This is a genomic window from Streptomyces sp. DSM 41931, from assembly GCF_050271085.1.
Lineage (GTDB): Bacteria > Actinomycetota > Actinomycetes > Streptomycetales > Streptomycetaceae > Streptomyces > Streptomyces albogriseolus.
The window spans coordinates 4,844,867-4,862,357 of record NZ_CP189902.1; the positions used below are offsets into that span (position 1 = coordinate 4,844,867).

The following is a 17,491-nucleotide window of genomic DNA, read 5'->3' on the forward strand; positions in this document are numbered from 1 at the left end:
GACAAACCTGCCTACAGCAGAACACTGTCACCCGACGTCTCGGTCCGGGCCGGAGATCGAGCGCCTGTGGCGGAATCGCTCCCATAACCTATTCGTCCCGAACTCTCGGCTGAGGTCATCGGGGTCCGGTGGGCTGGTAAGACGTCGTTTCTTATGGCTGATGACGGCCTGCGAATCGCTCAGCAAGGGGTGACTTCAGGGTCGACTGGGGGCAGCGCCCAGGGTTCCAACGTGCCGTCGCAGAGTTCGGCGAGGAACTGGACGGCGCCACCCTCGTAATGCCACCAGCCGCCGTTGCGAGAGGCGATGGTGACGAGCCACTGCTGCGGGTTGTCCCCAGTCGTACTCCAGAGGAACTTGTCGCCCTCGTTGGACTCCGCCCACGGCAGTAGGCCGCCCGTTGCCGGATGCGGGCGCAGGCCGATGGACATATCGGCCTCCCACCACGCGTGGATGACCCCTTCAAGGTCATCGCGGATACCGCGGAGCCAGTAGTGCTCTTCGCCCGGTGTAGGAAGGCCGACGAGGAGAAAGTCTCCGAGGGCGAAGGTGGGGTACCACTCGGCGAGGCGCTTGTAGTCGGCGGGTAGCGCGGTGTCCAGGCCGTGCTCGAGCAAGGCCCAGTTGAGGACGGCGGGCTCTGATCGGCGGTACTCGGCCAGTCCAGGAACAGCACGTTCCAGTGCCGCGATCGCCTCTTCCGGCTCGGTGATGCGGTGCATCGGCGCCTGTGTGCCGATCAGATCGTCTGTCATGGCGAGCAGCGTGCCAGACCCGTCTGACATCAGCGCCACTGATGCCGCCCGGCCTGTCGTCAGAGGCCACCGTGCCCCTGTACCGCGGGTAGCGAGGGACGCGGCCCGCTCTCGGGGGAGCTATTCGATCAGGCGGCGCTGGCAGATGAGGGCTGCGGCTATGCCGACGAAGGCGAGGAAATGTTCTGCCTCGCGTTCGTAGCGGCGGTGCAGTCGTCGGCAGCCGGCCAGCCAGGACACGGTCCTCTCGACCACCCAGCGGTGGCGGCCCAGCCGCTGGGAGGATTCGATGCCCTTGCGGGCGATGCGGTGGCGGATGCCGCGCTTGCGGAGCCATCGGCGCAGGTGGTCGTAGTCGTAGCCCTTGTCGGCGTGGAGCTTGGCGGGCCGCCGTCGGCGGGGGCCGCGACGGGAACGGATGGGCGGTATGCCGCGCACGAGCGGCTCAAGGCCCTGACTGTCATGCATGTTAGCGCCGGAAATACCCAGCGACAGCGGCACTCCGTTCCGGTCCGTGATCAGGTGGATTTTCGATCCCGCTTTGCCGCGGTCGGTCGGATTCGGACCGGTCAGTAGCCCCCTTTTACCGCGCGGACGCTGACGGAGTCGATCGCGCACCGCGACCAGTCCAGCTCGCCTCGGGCGCCGAGTTCGTCCAGGACCAGGCGGTGGAGCCGGGCCCAGACCCGCTCCCGGCTCCACTGGGCGAAGCGCCGGTAGACCGTGGGCCAGGCCGGACCGAACACCGGCGGCAACTGCCGCCAAGTGCAGCCCGAGGTTGCCACGAAGATGATCGCGGCCAGACGGTCACCGGCCCGCTGTCGCCCGCCACCTTGCGGACGTATGACCTGCGTCGGCTGGACCACCCGCCGGAACAGCGTCCACAACTCGTCCGGCACCAACCGCTTTACCAGATCCGTCATGCACTGCTCAACGAACGATCACGCCATAAGAAACGACGTCTAACTGGCCCTAACAAAGCCTCTGGACGTGCCGGTGGGTGATCAGGCAGACGGCGAGTCCGAGGAAGGCCTCGTGGATGTCGTCGCGTCGTTCCCACCGGATGCGTAGGCGGCGGAAGCCATGCAGCCAGGAGATCGTCCGTTCGACGACCCAGCGGAAGGTGCCCAGACCGGTACCGTGCGGCTGGCCACGCTCGGCGATCACCGGGCGGATCCCGCGCTGCCGCAGAAGCCGGCGGTACTTGTCGTGGTCGTAGCCGCGGTCCGCGAAGAGCATGTCGGGCCGCCTGCGCGGCCGGCCCACGGCTCCCGCCACTGGCGGGATCTTGTCCAGCAGCGGCAGGAGTTGGGTGACGTCGTTGCGGTTTCCGCCGGTCAGCGACACCGCGAGCGGGATGCCCTGGCCGTCGGTGATGATGTGGTGCTTGCTGCCCGGCCGTGCGCGGTCGACCGGGCTGGGTCCGCTTTTGGGCCCCTGCGTGCGGCCCGGACGTGGGATGAGTCGATCACCGCCCGGGACCAGTCCAGCTGGTTCTTCGACCGCAGCTTGTTCAGCAGCAGCTGGTGCAGCTTCTCCCAGACTCCGGCCTCGTTCCAGGCCGCCAGACGCCGCCAGCACGTCATGCCCGAGCCGAAGCCGAGCTCCTGGGGCAGGTACTCCCACTGAATGCCGGTGTGGAGGACGAACAGGATCCCGCACAACGCTTGGCGGTCGGGCACCCGCGGCCGGCCTTCTACCTGCTTCGGCGGCGGCTCGGGCAGCAACGGCTCGATGAGCGACCACAGTTCGTCCGACACGATCCACGGCCGCGACTGACGCTTCCCCATGACCACATCAACGAACGATCAAGCAGACAGTCACATGATCAAACAGCTTTTGTTAGAGCCAGTAAGTCGGCTATTGATGGCTGTTGGCGGTCGACTGAGGTCACGTTGGTTGCTGTACTTCGCTGCTGTACCGCAACGGCAATCACGTGGAGCCGGACCGCCAGCTCGGCCTACTGGCAGACAAGGGTTCGTCGTCATACAGTCGTTAGCCATGCCTGGTCAGCTGGGCCTGCTGGTAGGAACGGAGGGGGGATGGCGATGCCGCTGGAGTTCGGGCTGTGGCGTGTAGACGACAAGCCCGTGCGGGTCGCTACGCGGCCGATGCCTTTGGAGTCCCGACTTGAGGAGCTCATAGAGGCTGATCCCGGCATCCTGGGGCATCCGTTGCTGCTGATCGGCCGACAGGTGCTCACCCAGTACGGGAAGGTTGTTGACCTGCTGGGCATGGATGCCGAGGGTGGCCTGCACGTTCTGGAACTCAAGCGAGACCGTACGCCTCGGGAAGTGGTGGCTCAGGTCCTCGACTACGGTTCCTGGGTCCAGGATCTCACCAACGAGCAGATCCGTGACATCTACGCCTCCTACGCCCGCGGCAGAGGAATGGCGGAGGAGTTGGACGAGGCGTTCGCGGTGCGATTCGGTGGAACTCCGCCGGAAGCGCTCAATTCGACCCACGCTCTCACCATCGTCGCGAGTGAGATCGATGCGGCAACGGAGCGGATCGTCACCTACCTGGCGTCGGGGTTTCAGGTCCCGGTCAATGTGCTCTTCTTTCGTTACTTCGAGGATGAGGGGCGCTCCTATCTCGCCCGTACCTGGTTGATGGACGAGGCCGAGGCTGTGGTGCCGTCGGCCGGAGCGAAGGGGCGTGGCAAGCAGGAGCCGTGGAACGGGTCGGATTGGTATGTGTCGTTCGGTGATGAGGCCGGCGGCCGGAATTGGGACGACGCCCTTCGCTACGGATTCGTGTCTGCCGGAGGCGGGGAGTGGTTCTCCCGAACGCTCCGGTCCCTGCCTCTCGGGGCGAGGGTGTTCACGCATATCCCCAAGGTGGGATACGTGGGCGTCGGCACAGTATCCGGCGAACCCCAACCGTTCGAGGACGCCGTCCTCAGCAACGAGGGTGAAAGCTGGCGCATGTCCGACCTCTCCCTAGCGGGCACCTACCGACGTGTCGGCGCCAGAGCAGAGAGCGGCGATGCGGACGATCGTCGTGAGTGGATCGTCCCGGTGACTTGGGAGCGGGCCGTGCCACGCGAAGAGGCATTGTGGCGCACAGGCTTCTTCGCCAACCAGAATTCCGCCTGCAAGCTCCGCGCCCGCTTCACCATCGAAGAGGTCACCCGGCACTTCGGTATCGATCAAGGCTTTTCTGGCGCCTGATACAGCCATGCGTACCGGGCGACAGTGAACGCTCGCGCGTTCACGTATGGTCCGTAGCTAAGACTGCCCTTGGGGGCACTAGCGGAGCTATCCGGCCGATGCGGGCTCTACATGTTGGGAGCCGCCTTCGACGCCACGGCGTCAGCGGTCGTCCCCTCCTTACTGCCCGGCACGGCTGGCCCTAGAGGGGGGCGCCGAACCGTTGAGGCTCCTACGTCGCCTCGTCGCCCAACATGTCATCACGAATGCGCTCGTATCTCTGCTGCGCTTCTCGAACCATAGAAACCAACAACATCACTGCGATGAGACAGTGGCCCTCGCTGAGGTGTTCTAGGGGCAATCGATGCACCACGGCGTGCCGGGACAACGCAGTCGGTACTGGATCACCGTCCTTCGCCCACCATGTGGTGTAGAGCGTCGTTAGCGGAGTCAGCACGTAGCGCGAGTGAGCGAATAGGCCCACGGGCTGTTGTTTCGCATTATCGGTGAGGTCCTTGTACTTCGCACCGCGCGTTAGGTTCGACATCTCGTATATGAGATCCTCGGACCCGAGAAGGGCCAGGCATGCGGCTGCCTCATCGTGACCGTCAGCTAGAGCACTTAGTGATTTATGAGCCACCGTAACGGTGTCACCGAGCCAACTATCCACGCACTCATCGAGCTTTTGGCGACTCAATGCAACGATGTCATGACGTGCACCGATGAGGACTTGTAGCTTCTCTTGGTGATCGGGGCCGACATCAGCGAGTTTGCGGAGGACATCAGCTGATGGGACCCACGCCACGGGAATCCCGTGAGAACTAGCGAGGGCCCACAAATCGTTCAGCGGTACGCCACAACCCCACCAATTCTCATGGCGGATTACCGGATAGAAGGAGTTCATTCGGACAGGGCCGTGCTTAGTGGAGTCGTATGTGTCCCATACGGTTGCAAACTTCCGGAGCTCCATGGCACCGATCGTGTTGCGGCCAGCGGCCGGATCGACGAACGTCATGCCGAATATTCTTACCCGATCGGGGTGTGAGCGTCCTCGCGGCGATCGTGACTACCTGAGCAGCGCGACAGTTTAAAGCGCATTCGCCTGATTAATCCGTTCTGCCCGGTATTGATGATATAGTACCGATGCGAAGATGGTCGCTTGAGTGGAATCTCGGCGTCTCCTCGCGTCGCATCGACGGACGGCAGGAGATCGTCAACCGGAAGATCGAGGAGTTGTTGCGCGAGTACGAGTGATCACGCGCGTAGGCCGTCAGCCCTCCAGCCCGCTCGGGCCGGAGGGCTTCGCCATGTCTCGGCCGTGTGCCGTCGGCCGTTGGTTGCTGGCTGCACCTGCCGCGTCGTGTTTCGCCCCGCTGGCGGACGGTTGCCCCAGGGGTTCCGTCTGATTCGCGCTCTACGCCTGGACTGCCGGGCTGGCGACCCTCGCAGTATGGGGGCCTTGGAAGAGAAGCCGCGGCGGCTGGGTGGTGGGCAGCCCCGCTGCCCGTACTGCGGGCTGCTGCAGGATCGGGTGGCGACGCTGGAGCAGGACTGGGTACTGCTGGAGCCGGACATGTATCCGCTGGCCCACGCAGTGCCGGCGGAGCACCGGTGGATCGAGCTGTCCGATGGACGGGTGACGGTCTACGGGGTGTGTCCGCCGGATCAGTTCCAGCGGTGCCGCATTGAGCACCGTCTCGCATGCCCGGCACAGCCGCTCCCGGACCTGTGGCCGTGGTTGACGAGCCTGCGAGGCGAGAACGCGCGGCAGGCAGAGCGACAGAGCGATACGGAGCCGCCTCCGCCTCCGGAAGAGTGGCCGGACGCCGGCTGACGGGCGCCTCGAAAACCTTGGGGCTGACCAGGAAGGATGCCCCAAGATCCTGTCCACGAATAGTCCACGGACCCCGGCATACGGCCGCTCTGGGCGGCATACGCCTGCACATACGCGAAGACCCCGCTCTCAGCGTTTCCGCTGGTGACGGGGTCTTTGGGCACCTAATCGATGGTGCCCCCGGCAGGATTCGAACCTGCGCACACGGCTCCGGAGGCCGTTGCTCTATCCCCTGAGCTACGGGGGCGCGTCGGTCGCGGTGATCGCGGCGACGGGTAGAACACTACCAGTTCTCGGGGGGTGGTCATGAACCACTTTCCGCGTCCGACGGCGGCCGCCCCGGTCGACTCCCTGTGCGGCCCGTACCCCGGTCGGGGTGGAAGTGGGCAAACGCCGGACGTGGTGGCCGGGCTCGACCTACTCTCGAGTCGTGCCGAGCACTTCGGGCCGGGTTCTTGTGGTCGACGACAACAAGGTCATCCGGCAGTTGATCAGGGTCAACCTCGAGCTGGAGGGTATCGAGGTGGTGACCGCGGCCGATGGTGCCGAGTGTCTGGAAGTCGTGCATCAGGTGCGGCCCGACCTCATCACCCTGGACGTCGTCATGCCCCGCCTCGACGGGCTCAGAACCGCCGGGCGGCTGCGGTCCGACCCCCGGACCGCCGGCATCCCCCTCGTCATCGTCAGCGCCTGCACCCAGCACGAGGTCGACAGCGGGCTCGACGTCGGCGTCGACGCCTTCCTCGCCAAGCCCTTCGAGCCGCAGGAGCTGGTGCGCGTCGTGCAGTCGCTGGTCAGCTCCTCGATCGGGTCGGCCGGGCGGGTGCGCGGACCCGGGGACGCCGAGGCCGCCGCCGGGCATGCCGGAAGCTGACTCCGCGCGCACCCTGCCTGTCCACGCCCGTCCACATCCCGGGACAGCCGACCAACCTGTTCGCCTACCCACCCCCCTCCTCGCCTACGCTTGTCCCGTGACCCCCGTCGAGCTCTCCCGCACCGTGCTGCACGCGGTGCGTCGTGCCGTCGACGCGGGAGAACTCGCCGTGGCCGTGCTGCCCGAGCGGGTCGTCGTCGCGCCCCCCGGGCCCGGAGGCTGCGGCGACTACGCCACCAACGTCGCCCTTCAGCTCGCCCGCCCCGCCGGACAGCCCGCCCCCGCCGTCGCCGAGCTGCTGCGCACCCGACTTCTCCGTACCGACGGGATCAGCGACGTCGTCGTCACCGGGCCCGGGTTTCTCAACATCTCCCTCGACGGCGGCGCCGACGCCCGCCTGGCCCGCCTCGTCCGCGACATCCTCCGCGCCGGCGCCCGGTACGGGCACACCGACACCCTCGCCGGGCAGGCACCGGAGCTCCACGCCGCCCATGACGCCCGCGCCGTCGTCCTCATGGACGCCGTCGCCCGCGTGCTGCGGTCGCAGGGCGCTCGCCCCCGTCTCACCTGCGCCGGGCCGCCCGAGGACGCCTGGGTGCGCATCCTCGGCATCCCCAGCGACATCCCCGTAGGCACCGGCACCGGCACCCGCAGCGACCCCCTCCGCCCCGTCCCCGCCCCCGCCGACCCCACCCCCCTCGGCCGCGACGCCGCCCGCTGGGCCCTGCTCCACCCCGCCCCGCACGACCGCCCCCATCTCGGCCCCGGCCACGACGACGAACACCTCGCCCAGCGCGAGACCAACCCCCTCTTCCGCGTCCGGTACGCCCACGCCCGCACCCGCGCCCTCCTCCGCAACGCCGCCGACCTCGGCTTCACCCCCGAGCCCGGCCCCCTCACCTCCGACGGCGACCGGCCCGTTGCCCCTCACGGAGACGTCCTCCCCCTCCTCGCCGACCACCCTCGCGTCCTAACCGCCACCGCCGCCCACCGCGCCCCCGACCGGCTCGCCCGGCACCTCGTCGCCGTCGCCGACGCGCTCGCGCCCCTGCTGCCCTCCGTCCTGCCGCTCGGCGACGAGAAACCCTCGGCCGCCCACCGTGCCCGGCTCGCCCTCGCCGAAGCCGCCGGGACGGTGCTGGCCGGCGGCCTCACCCTGCTCGGCATCGACGCACCCGACCATCTCTGACACCTCTGAGAGAGCACGCGAACAATGAGCCGTTCCGCACACCCCGCCGGGCCCCGTCACGCCGACGTCCTCCCCGAGGGGCACTACCTCGCGCCGCCCGCCGACCCGAACGCCCTCGACCCCAAGGTGTGGTCCCAGACCGTCACCCGTGACGACGACGGCGTGCTCACCGTCGGCGGGATCGACGTCAAGCGGCTGGCCGAGGAGTACGGCACCCCCGCCTACGTCCTCGACGAGGACGACTTCCGTTCCCGGGCCCGCGCCTGGCGCACCGCCTTCGGCGAGGACGCCGACGTGTTCTACGCCGGCAAGGCGTTCCTGTCCCGGGCCGTCGTGCGGTGGCTGAACGAGGAGGGGCTGAACCTCGACGTCTGCTCCGGCGGCGAGCTGGCCACCGCCCTGTCCGCGGGGATGCCCGCCGAGCGGATCGCCTTCCACGGCAACAACAAGTCCGTCGCCGAGATCCGCCGCGCCGTTGAGGCCGGCGTCGGCCGCATCGTGCTCGACTCCTTCCAGGAGATCGTCCGCGTCGCCCACATCGCCCGTGAGCTGGGCGTCCGGCAGCGGGTGCAGATCCGCGTCACCGTCGGCGTCGAGGCGCACACCCACGAGTTCATCGCCACGGCCCACGAGGACCAGAAGTTCGGCATCCCGCTGGCCGGCGGGCAGGCCGCCGAGGCCGTGCGGCGGGCGTTGCAGCTCGACGGCCTCGAGGTCATCGGCATCCACTCGCACATCGGGTCGCAGATCTTCGACATGTCCGGCTTCGAGGTCGCCGCGCACCGCGTGGTGGGGCTGCTGAAGGACATCCGCGACGAGCACGGGGTCGAGCTGCCCGAGATCGACCTCGGCGGCGGGCTCGGGATCGCGTACACGAGCGACGACGACCCGCGCGAGCCGCACGAGATCGCCAAGGCGCTCACCGAGATCGTCACCCGTGAGTGTGAGGCCGCGAAGCTGCGCACGCCCCGCATCTCCGTCGAGCCGGGACGTGCCATCGTCGGGCCGACCGCGTTCACGCTCTACGAGGTCGGCACCGTCAAGCCGCTCGACGGGCTGCGCACGTACGTGTCCGTAGACGGCGGGATGTCGGACAACATCCGCACCGCCCTGTACGACGCCGAGTACAGCGTCTCCCTGGTCTCCCGTTCCTCCGACGCCGAGCCGATGCTCACCCGGGTCGTCGGCAAGCACTGCGAGAGCGGTGACATCGTGGTGAAGGACGCGTTCCTGCCGGGCGACCTGGCGCCGGGCGACCTGATCGCCGTGCCGGCGACCGGGGCGTACTGCCGGTCCATGGCCAGCAACTACAACCATGTGCTGCGGCCGCCGGTGGTCGCGGTCAAGGACGGTCAGGCGCGTGTCATCGTCCGTCGGGAGACGGAGGAGGATCTGCTCCGGCTCGACGTCGGCTGAGGTCCCCGAAGGCGGCGGCCGCGCCGACGGAAGATCTTTCGCCGGTGCGGTCATCCAAATGAAATAGATGTCTCACGATCCGGACTTTGCACAGAAAGTCCCGTTCGGTGAGTGAGACTGGTGCAACCGAGACGGTAATCAGGAAACGAGGTCGGATGATGCGTACGCGTCCGCTGAAGGTGGCGCTGCTGGGCTGTGGAGTGGTCGGCTCAGAGGTGGCGCGCATCATGACGACGCACGCCGACGACCTCGCGGCCCGCATCGGCGCCCCGGTCGAGCTCGCGGGCGTGGCCGTACGGCGGCCGGACAAGGTGCGCGAGGGCATCGACCCCGCGCTGATCACCACCGACGCGACCGCCCTGGTCAAACGCGGCGACCTCGACATCGTCGTGGAGGTCATCGGCGGCATCGAGCCCGCCCGGACCCTCATCACCACCGCCTTCGAGCACGGCGCCTCCGTCGTCTCCGCCAACAAGGCCCTTCTCGCCCAGGACGGCGCCGCCCTGCACGCCGCCGCCGAGGAGCACGGCAAGGACCTCTACTACGAGGCCGCCGTGGCCGGTGCCATCCCGCTGATCCGCCCGCTGCGCGAGTCGCTCGCCGGCGACAAGGTCAACCGGGTGCTCGGCATCGTCAACGGCACCACCAACTTCATCCTCGACAAGATGGACTCCACCGGGGCCGGTTATCAGGAGGCCCTCGACGAGGCCACCGCCCTGGGGTACGCCGAGGCCGACCCGACCGCCGACGTCGAGGGCTTCGACGCCGCCGCCAAGGCCGCCATCCTCGCCGGGATCGCCTTCCACACCCGCGTGCGCCTCGACGACGTCCACCGCGAGGGCATGACCGAGGTGACGGCCGCGGACTTCGCCTCCGCCAAGGAGATGGGCTGCACCATCAAGCTGCTGGCCATCTGCGAGCGGGCCGAGGACGGCGCGTCGGTCACCGCGCGGGTGCACCCGGCGATGATCCCGCTCAGCCACCCGCTGGCCTCCGTGCGCGGCGCCTACAACGCCGTGTTCGTCGAGTCCGACGCCTCCGGCCGGCTGATGTTCTACGGTCCCGGCGCGGGCGGCTCCCCGACCGCCTCCGCCGTGCTCGGCGACCTGGTCGCGGTCGGCCGCAACCGGCTCGGCGGCACCACGGGGCCCGGCGAGTCCGCGTACGCCGCGCTGCCCGTCTCGCCGATGGGCGAGGTCGTCACGCGCTACCACATCAGCCTGGACGTGGCCGACAAACCGGGTGTTCTCGCCCAGGTCGCCACCGTGTTCGCGGAGCACGGTGTCTCGATCGACACGGTCCGCCAGCAAGGCAAGGACGGGGAGGCGTCGCTCGTCGTCGTCACCCACCGTGCGTCCGACGCGGCCCTCGGCGGGACCGTGGAGGCGCTGCGCAAGCTCGACACCGTGCGTGGTGTCGCCAGCATCATGCGGGTTGAAGGAGAGTAACCAGCAATGACCCACCAGTGGCGCGGAATCATCGAGGAGTACCGGGACCGGCTGCCGGTATCGGACACCACGCCGGTCGTGACGCTCCGTGAGGGCGGTACGCCGCTCGTGCCCGCGCAGGTGCTCTCCGAGCGCACCGGCTGCGAGGTCCACCTCAAGGTCGAGGGCGCGAACCCGACCGGGTCCTTCAAGGACCGCGGCATGACCATGGCCATCTCCCGGGCCAAGGAGGAGGGCGCGAAGGCGGTCATCTGCGCCTCCACGGGCAACACCTCCGCCTCCGCCGCCGCGTACGCGGTGCGGGCCGGGATGGTCTGCGCCGTGCTCGTGCCGCAGGGCAAGATCGCGCTGGGCAAGATGGGCCAGGCGCTGGTGCACGGCGCGAAGATCCTCCAGGTCGACGGCAACTTCGACGACTGCCTCACGCTGGCCCGCTCGCTGAGCGACAACTACCCGGTGGCGCTGGTCAATTCGGTCAATCCGGTGCGCATCGAGGGGCAGAAGACCGCCGCCTTCGAGATCGTGGACATGCTGGGCGACGCCCCCGACATCCACGTCCTGCCGGTGGGCAACGCGGGCAACATCACCGCGTACTGGAGGGGCTACAAGGAGTACGCCGCCGACGGCGTCAGCTCCCGCACCCCGCGCATGTGGGGCTACCAGGCCTCCGGCAGCGCCCCGATCGTGCGCGGCGAGGTCGTCAAGGACCCCTCGACCATCGCCACCGCGATCCGCATCGGCAACCCCGCCTCGTGGCAGTTCGCGCTGGCCGCGCGGGACGAGTCGGGCGGCCGCATCGACGAGGTGACGGACCGTGAGATCCTGCGCGCCTACCGGCTGCTGGCCTCCCAGGAGGGCGTCTTCGTCGAGCCCGCGTCCGCCGCGTCGGTCGCCGGTCTGCTGAAGGCCGCCGAGCAGGGCAAGGTCGACCCGGGCCAGACGATCGTTTGCACGGTCACCGGCAACGGTCTGAAGGACCCCGACTGGGCCGTCGCCGGCGCCCCGCAGCCGGTCACCGTCCCGGTCGACGCCGCGACCGCCGCCCAGCGGCTCGGCCTCGTCTGACCCGCGGCGACAGGCGCCGTCCGGCCCGCCGGGCCGCGCGCTTCCGCCGACGGCGGAGCCGTGGAAACCGCGTGCTCCCGCCGACACGGAACCGCGAAACCGGCGTAAGGACGCGCCTGCCGGGGGACGCTCCCTACGGGGGTGCACAGGGGGCTTGCGACACGCATCGTGCGCCTCCTGTGCGCCCTATGTCGCAGGTGAACCTTCCTTCGATAGGCTGTAGGGAACCCGCCCGCCGCATATGCCGCGGCAGTGCGTCGTCCTCAGGGTCCCGCCAGTGACCCGGGACGGCCCGGAAGCGGCCGGCCAGCCCGGTCGGCGGCGGCCCCAGGGTTCTCGTACGTCATCGAATGTCCATCGAACGTCATTCGACAGTCCACGCAGCTCAAGGAGAGTCTTCGAGCGATGGCCGGTCCCGCGTTCCGCGCCGCCGCCGTCCGGGTGCGCGTCCCCGCCACCAGCGCCAACCTCGGCCCGGGCTTCGACGCCTTCGGCCTCGCGCTGGGCCTTTACGACGACGTCGTCGTCCGGGTGGCCGACTCCGGGCTGCACATCGACATCGCGGGTGAGGGCAGCGAGACCCTCCCGCGGGACGAGAGCCACCTTCTCGTACGCTCCCTGCGCACCGCCTTCGACCTGCTCGGCGGGCAGCCGCGCGGTCTGGAGATCGTCTGCGCCAACCGCATCCCGCACGGCCGGGGCCTCGGCTCCTCCTCGGCCGCCATCTGCGCCGGGATCGTCGCCGCCCGCGCCGTGACCATAGGCGCCGAGGCCAAGCTCGACGACACCGCGCTGCTCGAGCTGGCCACCGAGATCGAGGGCCACCCCGACAACGTCGCGGCCTGTCTGCTCGGCGGTTTCACCCTGTCCTGGATGGAGGGCGGCGCCGCCCGGGCGATCAGGATGGAGCCCGCCGATTCCATCGTTCCGGTGGTTTTCGTGCCCGCGAAGCCGGTCCTCACCGAGACCGCGCGCGGACTGCTCCCGCGCACCGTGCCGCACGTCGACGCCGCCGCCAACGCGGGCCGTGCCGCCCTGCTCGTCGAGGCCCTCACCCGGCGCCCCGAGCTGCTGCTGCCCGCCACCGAGGACCGCCTGCACCAGGAGTACCGCGCCCCGGCCATGCCGGAGAGCGCCGCACTGGTGGAGCGGCTGCGCGGGGACGGCGTCCCCGCGGTCATCTCCGGCGCCGGACCGACGGTCATGGCGCTGGCCGACGCGGGCACGGCCGACAAGGTCGAGGCGCTCGCCGGCGCCGACTGGGCCGCCAACCGGCTGGGCCTGGACGTCCAGGGAGCGAGCGTCCTTCCGCTCGCGACCTGACACGGTTGCCGGATTTGGAGAGGGGGAATGTTTGTTGGATCCGGTAGTGTTAACCTCAAGTCTGCACCCGACCCCACCATGGCGAGGTGCCTCGTGTCCCCGTCCGGGACAGACATTCTTCCGGGAGCCCCCCAAGCCGCACTGTGTTCACTGCTACGTACGCGGGCAGTACGTCGTACACGGACACTGAGCGGCCCGCAGGTGGGGGCACCCCCTCTGGGGGAGCTTCGGAACCGGTGCGACCACGCCACGTGACACTGGGTGCCACGGCTCGTCGAGGTAGCGCCATCACCAGATATCTCTTCCGCCGCGCAGGCGGACAACCGCCCCGGCACGGTCCACACATCAGGGAACGATGCCGGACAGCACAACCGGTCGCCGAGCCAGACAGGCCGACGTCCGCTCCAGGGAAGGACCCTTCGTGAGCGACACCACCGATCTGATGGGCGCACGTGTCGAGGAGACCGCTGCCGCGCCCGCCACGGACGCTTCCGCGCCTGCCACCGGTGCCGGCTCCCGGCGGCGCCGCGGTACCGGCCTCGAGGGCATGGTGCTGGCCGAGCTGCAGCAGGTCGCATCCGGCCTCGGCATCAGGGGCACCGCGCGTATGCGCAAGAGCCAGCTGATCGAGGTCATCAAGGAGGCGCAGGCCGCCGGTGGAGGCACCCCTTCCGGGGACGCCCCGGCCAAGGCCGAGTCCGCCGAGACCAAGCCCAAGCGCCGCGCCACCTCCCGCGCCCGCACGGGTGACACGGCCGAGAAGGCCGGGAAGAAGACCGAGGCCAAGGACGAGCAGGCGCCCGCCGACCAGGCCGCGGCCCAGCAGCAGATCGACATCCCCGGCCAGCCCTCGCCGAAGGCCTCCGCCGCCGGGCAGACCGCGGAGGGCGCCCCCGAGCGCCGCCGCCGTCGCGCCACCGCCGACGCGGGCGCCCCGGCCGCCGCGACCGAGACGATCACCGCCGAGGCGAAGACCGAGACCACGTCCGAGGCTCCGGCGCAGCAGCAGTCCCAGCAGGGCGAGGGCAAGTCCGACCAGGACGGCGGCGAGGGCCGCCGGCGCGACCGCCGCGAGCGTGGCCGTGACCGTGACCGCGGGGACCGGGGCGACCGCGGGGACCGCGGTGACCGCCGCGGCAAGGGCGACGACCAGCAGCCGAACCAGGGCGGCGGCCGTCAGCAGAGCCAGCAGGGCGGCGGGGGCCGTCAGGACGACGGGTACGACGACGACGGAGGCGGCCGCCGTGGCCGTCGCGGCCGCTACCGCGACCGCCGTGGCCGCCGTGGCCGCGACGAGGTGCAGGAGCCGCAGATCAACGAGGACGACGTCCTGATCCCCGTGGCGGGCATCCTGGACATCCTCGACAACTACGCGTTCATCCGGACCTCCGGCTACCTGCCCGGTCCGAACGACGTGTACGTCTCCCTCGCCCAGGTCCGCAAGAACGGTCTGCGCAAGGGCGACCACATCACGGGCGCGGTGCGCCAGCCCAAGGAAGGCGAGCGGCGCGAGAAGTTCAACGCGCTGGTCCGCCTGGACTCCGTCAACGGCATGGCGCCCGAACACGGCCGCGGCCGCCCGGAGTTCAACAAGCTGACCCCGCTGTACCCGCAGGACCGCCTCCGTCTGGAGACCGACCCGGGCGTGCTGACCACGCGGATCATCGACCTCGTGTCGCCGATCGGCAAGGGCCAGCGCGGTCTGATCGTGGCCCCGCCGAAGACCGGCAAGACCATGATCATGCAGGCGATCGCCAACGCGATCACGCACAACAACCCCGAGTGCCACCTGATGGTCGTCCTGGTCGACGAGCGTCCGGAAGAGGTCACCGACATGCAGCGGTCGGTGAAGGGCGAGGTCATCTCCTCGACCTTCGACCGCCCCGCCGAGGACCACACCACGGTCGCCGAGCTGGCCATCGAGCGCGCCAAGCGCCTGGTGGAGCTGGGTCACGACGTGGTCGTGCTGCTCGACTCGATCACCCGCCTGGGCCGTGCGTACAACCTCGCCGCCCCGGCCTCCGGCCGCATCCTGTCCGGTGGTGTCGACTCGACCGCCCTGTACCCGCCGAAGCGCTTCTTCGGTGCGGCCCGCAACATCGAGGACGGCGGCTCGCTGACCATCCTCGCCACCGCCCTGGTGGACACCGGGTCCCGCATGGACGAGGTGATCTTCGAGGAGTTCAAGGGCACCGGCAACGCGGAGCTCAAGCTTGACCGGAAGCTCGCCGACAAGCGCATCTTCCCCGCGGTGGACGTCGACGCGTCCGGCACCCGTAAGGAAGAGATCCTGCTCGCCAGTGACGAGCTCGCCATCGTCTGGAAGCTGCGCCGGGTGCTGCACGCGCTCGACCAGCAGCAGGCGGTCGAGCTGCTCCTCGACAAGATGAAGCAGACGAAGTCGAACGCCGAGTTCCTGATGCAGATCCAGAAGACGACGCCGACGCCGGGCAACGGCGACTGACGTCACCCCTTCTCGGCCCCCGCGGGGGCACGCGAACGGCCGTCCCTTCACGGGACGGCCGTTTTTCGTACACAAAGATCGTCGGACAGGTGTACGATCACGCTGCTTCGAGCTGTCCCTGAACGGGTTCCCGAACAGGTCCTGAACGGGACTCAGCGCTCGAACTCAGCATCCCGAGGGGGGAATTGCATGGTTACACCCATGTCCGGACCCGGCCGTCGCAGACGCCGGTTCGCCGTGGCCGCGGCCGGTGCCGCCGTGGCCGTCGGAGCGGCGCTGCTGTCGGCGCCGGCGGCCCAGGCGGCGCCCGCGCTGCCCCAGCCGAACGTCACTCCGGCGACGGAGTCACCGTCACAGTCCGAGCTGATCCGCCGCGTCGTGGACGCGATGGCGGCGGACGAGGCCGCCCGGGCCAAGGAGAAGGCGCCGCTCAGCACGAGCGGCAAGGCCGACTCCGGGATCGACGCGAAGATCATCGGTGGCACCACCACCACGATCTCCGCGGCGCCCTGGATGGCGCAGCTGCACTACTACGACCCGGTCTACGACGAGGGCTTCTTCTGCGGCGGCGTCGTCGTCGCGCCGACGAAGATCCTCACCGCCGCCCACTGCGTCAAGGGCTACAACTGGTACCAGAACGGCGCCGTCGTCACGGGCGCCACCCAGCTGCCCTCCGCGGACGGCGACCTGCACGGCGGCACCGCCACCGGTGTCTGGCGGCAGTGGCACAACCCGGCGTACAACGCGGCCACCATCGACAACGACATCGCGGTGCTCACGCTGCCGGTGCCGGTGAAGGCCACCCCGCTGCGGATGACCACGGCGGGCGACACCGCGTCGTACGCGCCGGGCACCAACGCCCGGGTCTACGGCTGGGGGCGCACCACCTCCACCAACAACGAGATCTCCGAGTACCTGAAGACGGCGACGCTGCCCATCCAGTCCGACGCCACGTGCGCCGGCGCCTGGGGCAGCGACTACGTCCGCGGTCACATGGTCTGCGCGGGCGCGCCGGCCACCGGCAGCGACGCCGGCACCACCACCGCCTGCAACGGCGACTCCGGTGGTCCGCTGGTGGTCAACAACCGGATCGTGGGCGTCGTCTCCTGGGGCGTCGAGGACTGCGTGGCGAAGGGCGCCTACGGCGTCTTCACCAAGGTGACGAGCTACGTCGGCGTCACCTACCCGCGCGTCGACGACACCGACATCAACGGCGACCACCGCGCCGACCTGTGGGCCCGCAAGAAGTCCACGGGCGTCGGTTACTCCCGGAACTCGCTGGGCTCGAAGTTCGCCGCCCAGGAGGCGTGGGGGGACTGGAGGGGCGTCAACGTCGTCCTCCAGACCGACCTCGACCGCGACGGCTACCAGGACCTCGTCTACCGCACCACCGGCGGGACCCTGTACTGGGCGCACTACGTGATCTCCAGCAACAGCTGGGCCACCAAGCAGCTCGGCACCGGCTGGAAGTACGTCCGCCAGATCGTCACCCCCGGTGACGTGACCGGCGACTACCTGCCCGACCTGCTGATGGTGGACTCGGCGGGCGTGCTGTGGACGTACCCGGGCAAGGGCAACGGCAGCTTCTCGACCCGTGTGAAGACGGGCACGGGCTGGGGCGGGTTCGACGCCCTGCGCGGCCACGGCGACTTCACCGGTGACGGCCGCACGGACCTGGTGGCCCGCGTCCGCACCACCGGCGACCTGTACCTGTACAAGGGCACCGGCAAGGCCGGCTCCGGCTCCTTCACGGGCCGGACCAAGCTGGCCACGTGGAAGAGCACCACGTACAACGCCCTCGTCACGGTCGGGGACGTCAGCGGCGACGGGAAGGCGGACCTGCTGGCCCGCACCCCGAGCGGCACGATGTACCTGTACCGGGGCACCGGCCGAGGCGCCGCGCCGTTCTTCTCGGCGCGGCTGTCCATGGGCACGGGTTACCAGTACTACGACGTGCTGGGCTGAGCCCGC

At 69.5% G+C, this 17,491-nt stretch carries 13 protein-coding genes, 1 tRNA gene and 1 pseudogene; 10 read left to right on the plus strand and 5 right to left on the minus strand.

Translation table 11 applies throughout. The features are described 5' to 3' along the window. Positions 1–179: 179 nt before the first annotated feature. From ACP7TJ_RS22645 to ACP7TJ_RS22655, 3 genes and pseudogenes are all read right to left on the minus strand, one after another. On the minus strand, positions 180–755 hold the full coding sequence (locus ACP7TJ_RS22645; RefSeq protein ID WP_427764945.1) for an SMI1/KNR4 family protein: 576 nt from the start codon (positions 753–755) through the stop codon (positions 180–182). Positions 756–875: 120 nt separating this feature from the next. Continuing rightward, positions 876–1,678, minus strand: a protein-coding gene (locus tag ACP7TJ_RS22650) for an IS5 family transposase (RefSeq protein WP_427764948.1) whose coding sequence is annotated in 2 segments (ribosomal slippage) — positions 876–1,330 and positions 1,330–1,678 — 804 coding nt in all. Because the reading frame shifts where the segments join, the coding sequence is not laid out codon by codon here. A gap of 49 nt (positions 1,679–1,727) precedes the next feature. Further along, positions 1,728–2,545, minus strand: a pseudogene (locus ACP7TJ_RS22655) (IS5 family transposase). Between the two features lie 252 nt (positions 2,546–2,797). Here ACP7TJ_RS22655 and ACP7TJ_RS22660 point away from each other — a divergent pair. Beyond that, on the plus strand, positions 2,798–3,928 hold the full coding sequence (locus ACP7TJ_RS22660; RefSeq protein ID WP_387586070.1) for an endonuclease NucS domain-containing protein: 1,131 nt from the start codon (positions 2,798–2,800) through the stop codon (positions 3,926–3,928). Between the two features lie 211 nt (positions 3,929–4,139). Here ACP7TJ_RS22660 and ACP7TJ_RS22665 read toward each other — a convergent pair whose 3' ends face one another. Then, positions 4,140–4,922: a hypothetical protein gene (locus ACP7TJ_RS22665; protein WP_387586068.1), complete on the minus strand. Its 783-nt coding sequence runs from the start codon at positions 4,920–4,922 to the stop codon at positions 4,140–4,142. A 435-nt stretch (positions 4,923–5,357) separates the two neighbouring features. Between ACP7TJ_RS22665 and ACP7TJ_RS22670 the strand changes: the two genes are divergently transcribed. Continuing rightward, positions 5,358–5,741, plus strand: coding sequence for a DUF6083 domain-containing protein (locus ACP7TJ_RS22670; protein WP_387586066.1), 384 nt, complete (start codon positions 5,358–5,360; stop codon positions 5,739–5,741). A gap of 172 nt (positions 5,742–5,913) precedes the next feature. On the opposite strand, the gene ACP7TJ_RS22675 is transcribed toward ACP7TJ_RS22670, so the two are convergent. Further along, positions 5,914–5,988 (minus strand) — tRNA-Arg (locus ACP7TJ_RS22675). A 183-nt stretch (positions 5,989–6,171) separates the two neighbouring features. Here ACP7TJ_RS22675 and ACP7TJ_RS22680 point away from each other — a divergent pair. The 8 genes from ACP7TJ_RS22680 to ACP7TJ_RS22715 all read left to right on the plus strand — a co-directional run bounded on the left by ACP7TJ_RS22680 (position 6,172) and on the right by ACP7TJ_RS22715 (position 17,485). Beyond that, entirely contained in the window at positions 6,172–6,615 is a 444-nt protein-coding gene (locus ACP7TJ_RS22680; RefSeq protein WP_323137466.1) for a response regulator, read from the plus strand. A 97-nt stretch (positions 6,616–6,712) separates the two neighbouring features. Further along, on the plus strand, positions 6,713–7,804 hold the full coding sequence (nrtL, locus tag ACP7TJ_RS22685; protein ID WP_427764954.1) for an ArgS-related anticodon-binding protein NrtL: 1,092 nt from the start codon (positions 6,713–6,715) through the stop codon (positions 7,802–7,804). A gap of 24 nt (positions 7,805–7,828) precedes the next feature. Further along, complete coding sequence (gene lysA / locus ACP7TJ_RS22690) at positions 7,829–9,220, plus strand: diaminopimelate decarboxylase (protein ID WP_093768125.1); 1,392 nt, start codon at positions 7,829–7,831, stop codon at positions 9,218–9,220. A 155-nt stretch (positions 9,221–9,375) separates the two neighbouring features. After that, positions 9,376–10,668, plus strand: a complete 1,293-nt coding sequence (locus tag ACP7TJ_RS22695; RefSeq protein WP_167744660.1) for a homoserine dehydrogenase — start codon at positions 9,376–9,378, stop codon at positions 10,666–10,668. Between the two features lie 6 nt (positions 10,669–10,674). Beyond that, entirely contained in the window at positions 10,675–11,733 is a 1,059-nt protein-coding gene (gene thrC / locus ACP7TJ_RS22700; protein WP_189911701.1) for a threonine synthase, read from the plus strand. 405 nt (positions 11,734–12,138) lie between these two features. Then, positions 12,139–13,056, plus strand: a complete 918-nt coding sequence (thrB, locus tag ACP7TJ_RS22705) for a homoserine kinase (protein ID WP_093768127.1) — start codon at positions 12,139–12,141, stop codon at positions 13,054–13,056. Between the two features lie 421 nt (positions 13,057–13,477). Further along, positions 13,478–15,520, plus strand: a complete 2,043-nt coding sequence (gene rho, locus ACP7TJ_RS22710) for a transcription termination factor Rho (RefSeq protein ID WP_193460171.1) — start codon at positions 13,478–13,480, stop codon at positions 15,518–15,520. Between the two features lie 201 nt (positions 15,521–15,721). After that, positions 15,722–17,485, plus strand: coding sequence for a trypsin-like serine protease (locus ACP7TJ_RS22715; protein ID WP_427764961.1), 1,764 nt, complete (start codon positions 15,722–15,724; stop codon positions 17,483–17,485). Positions 17,486–17,491 lie beyond the last annotated feature (6 nt).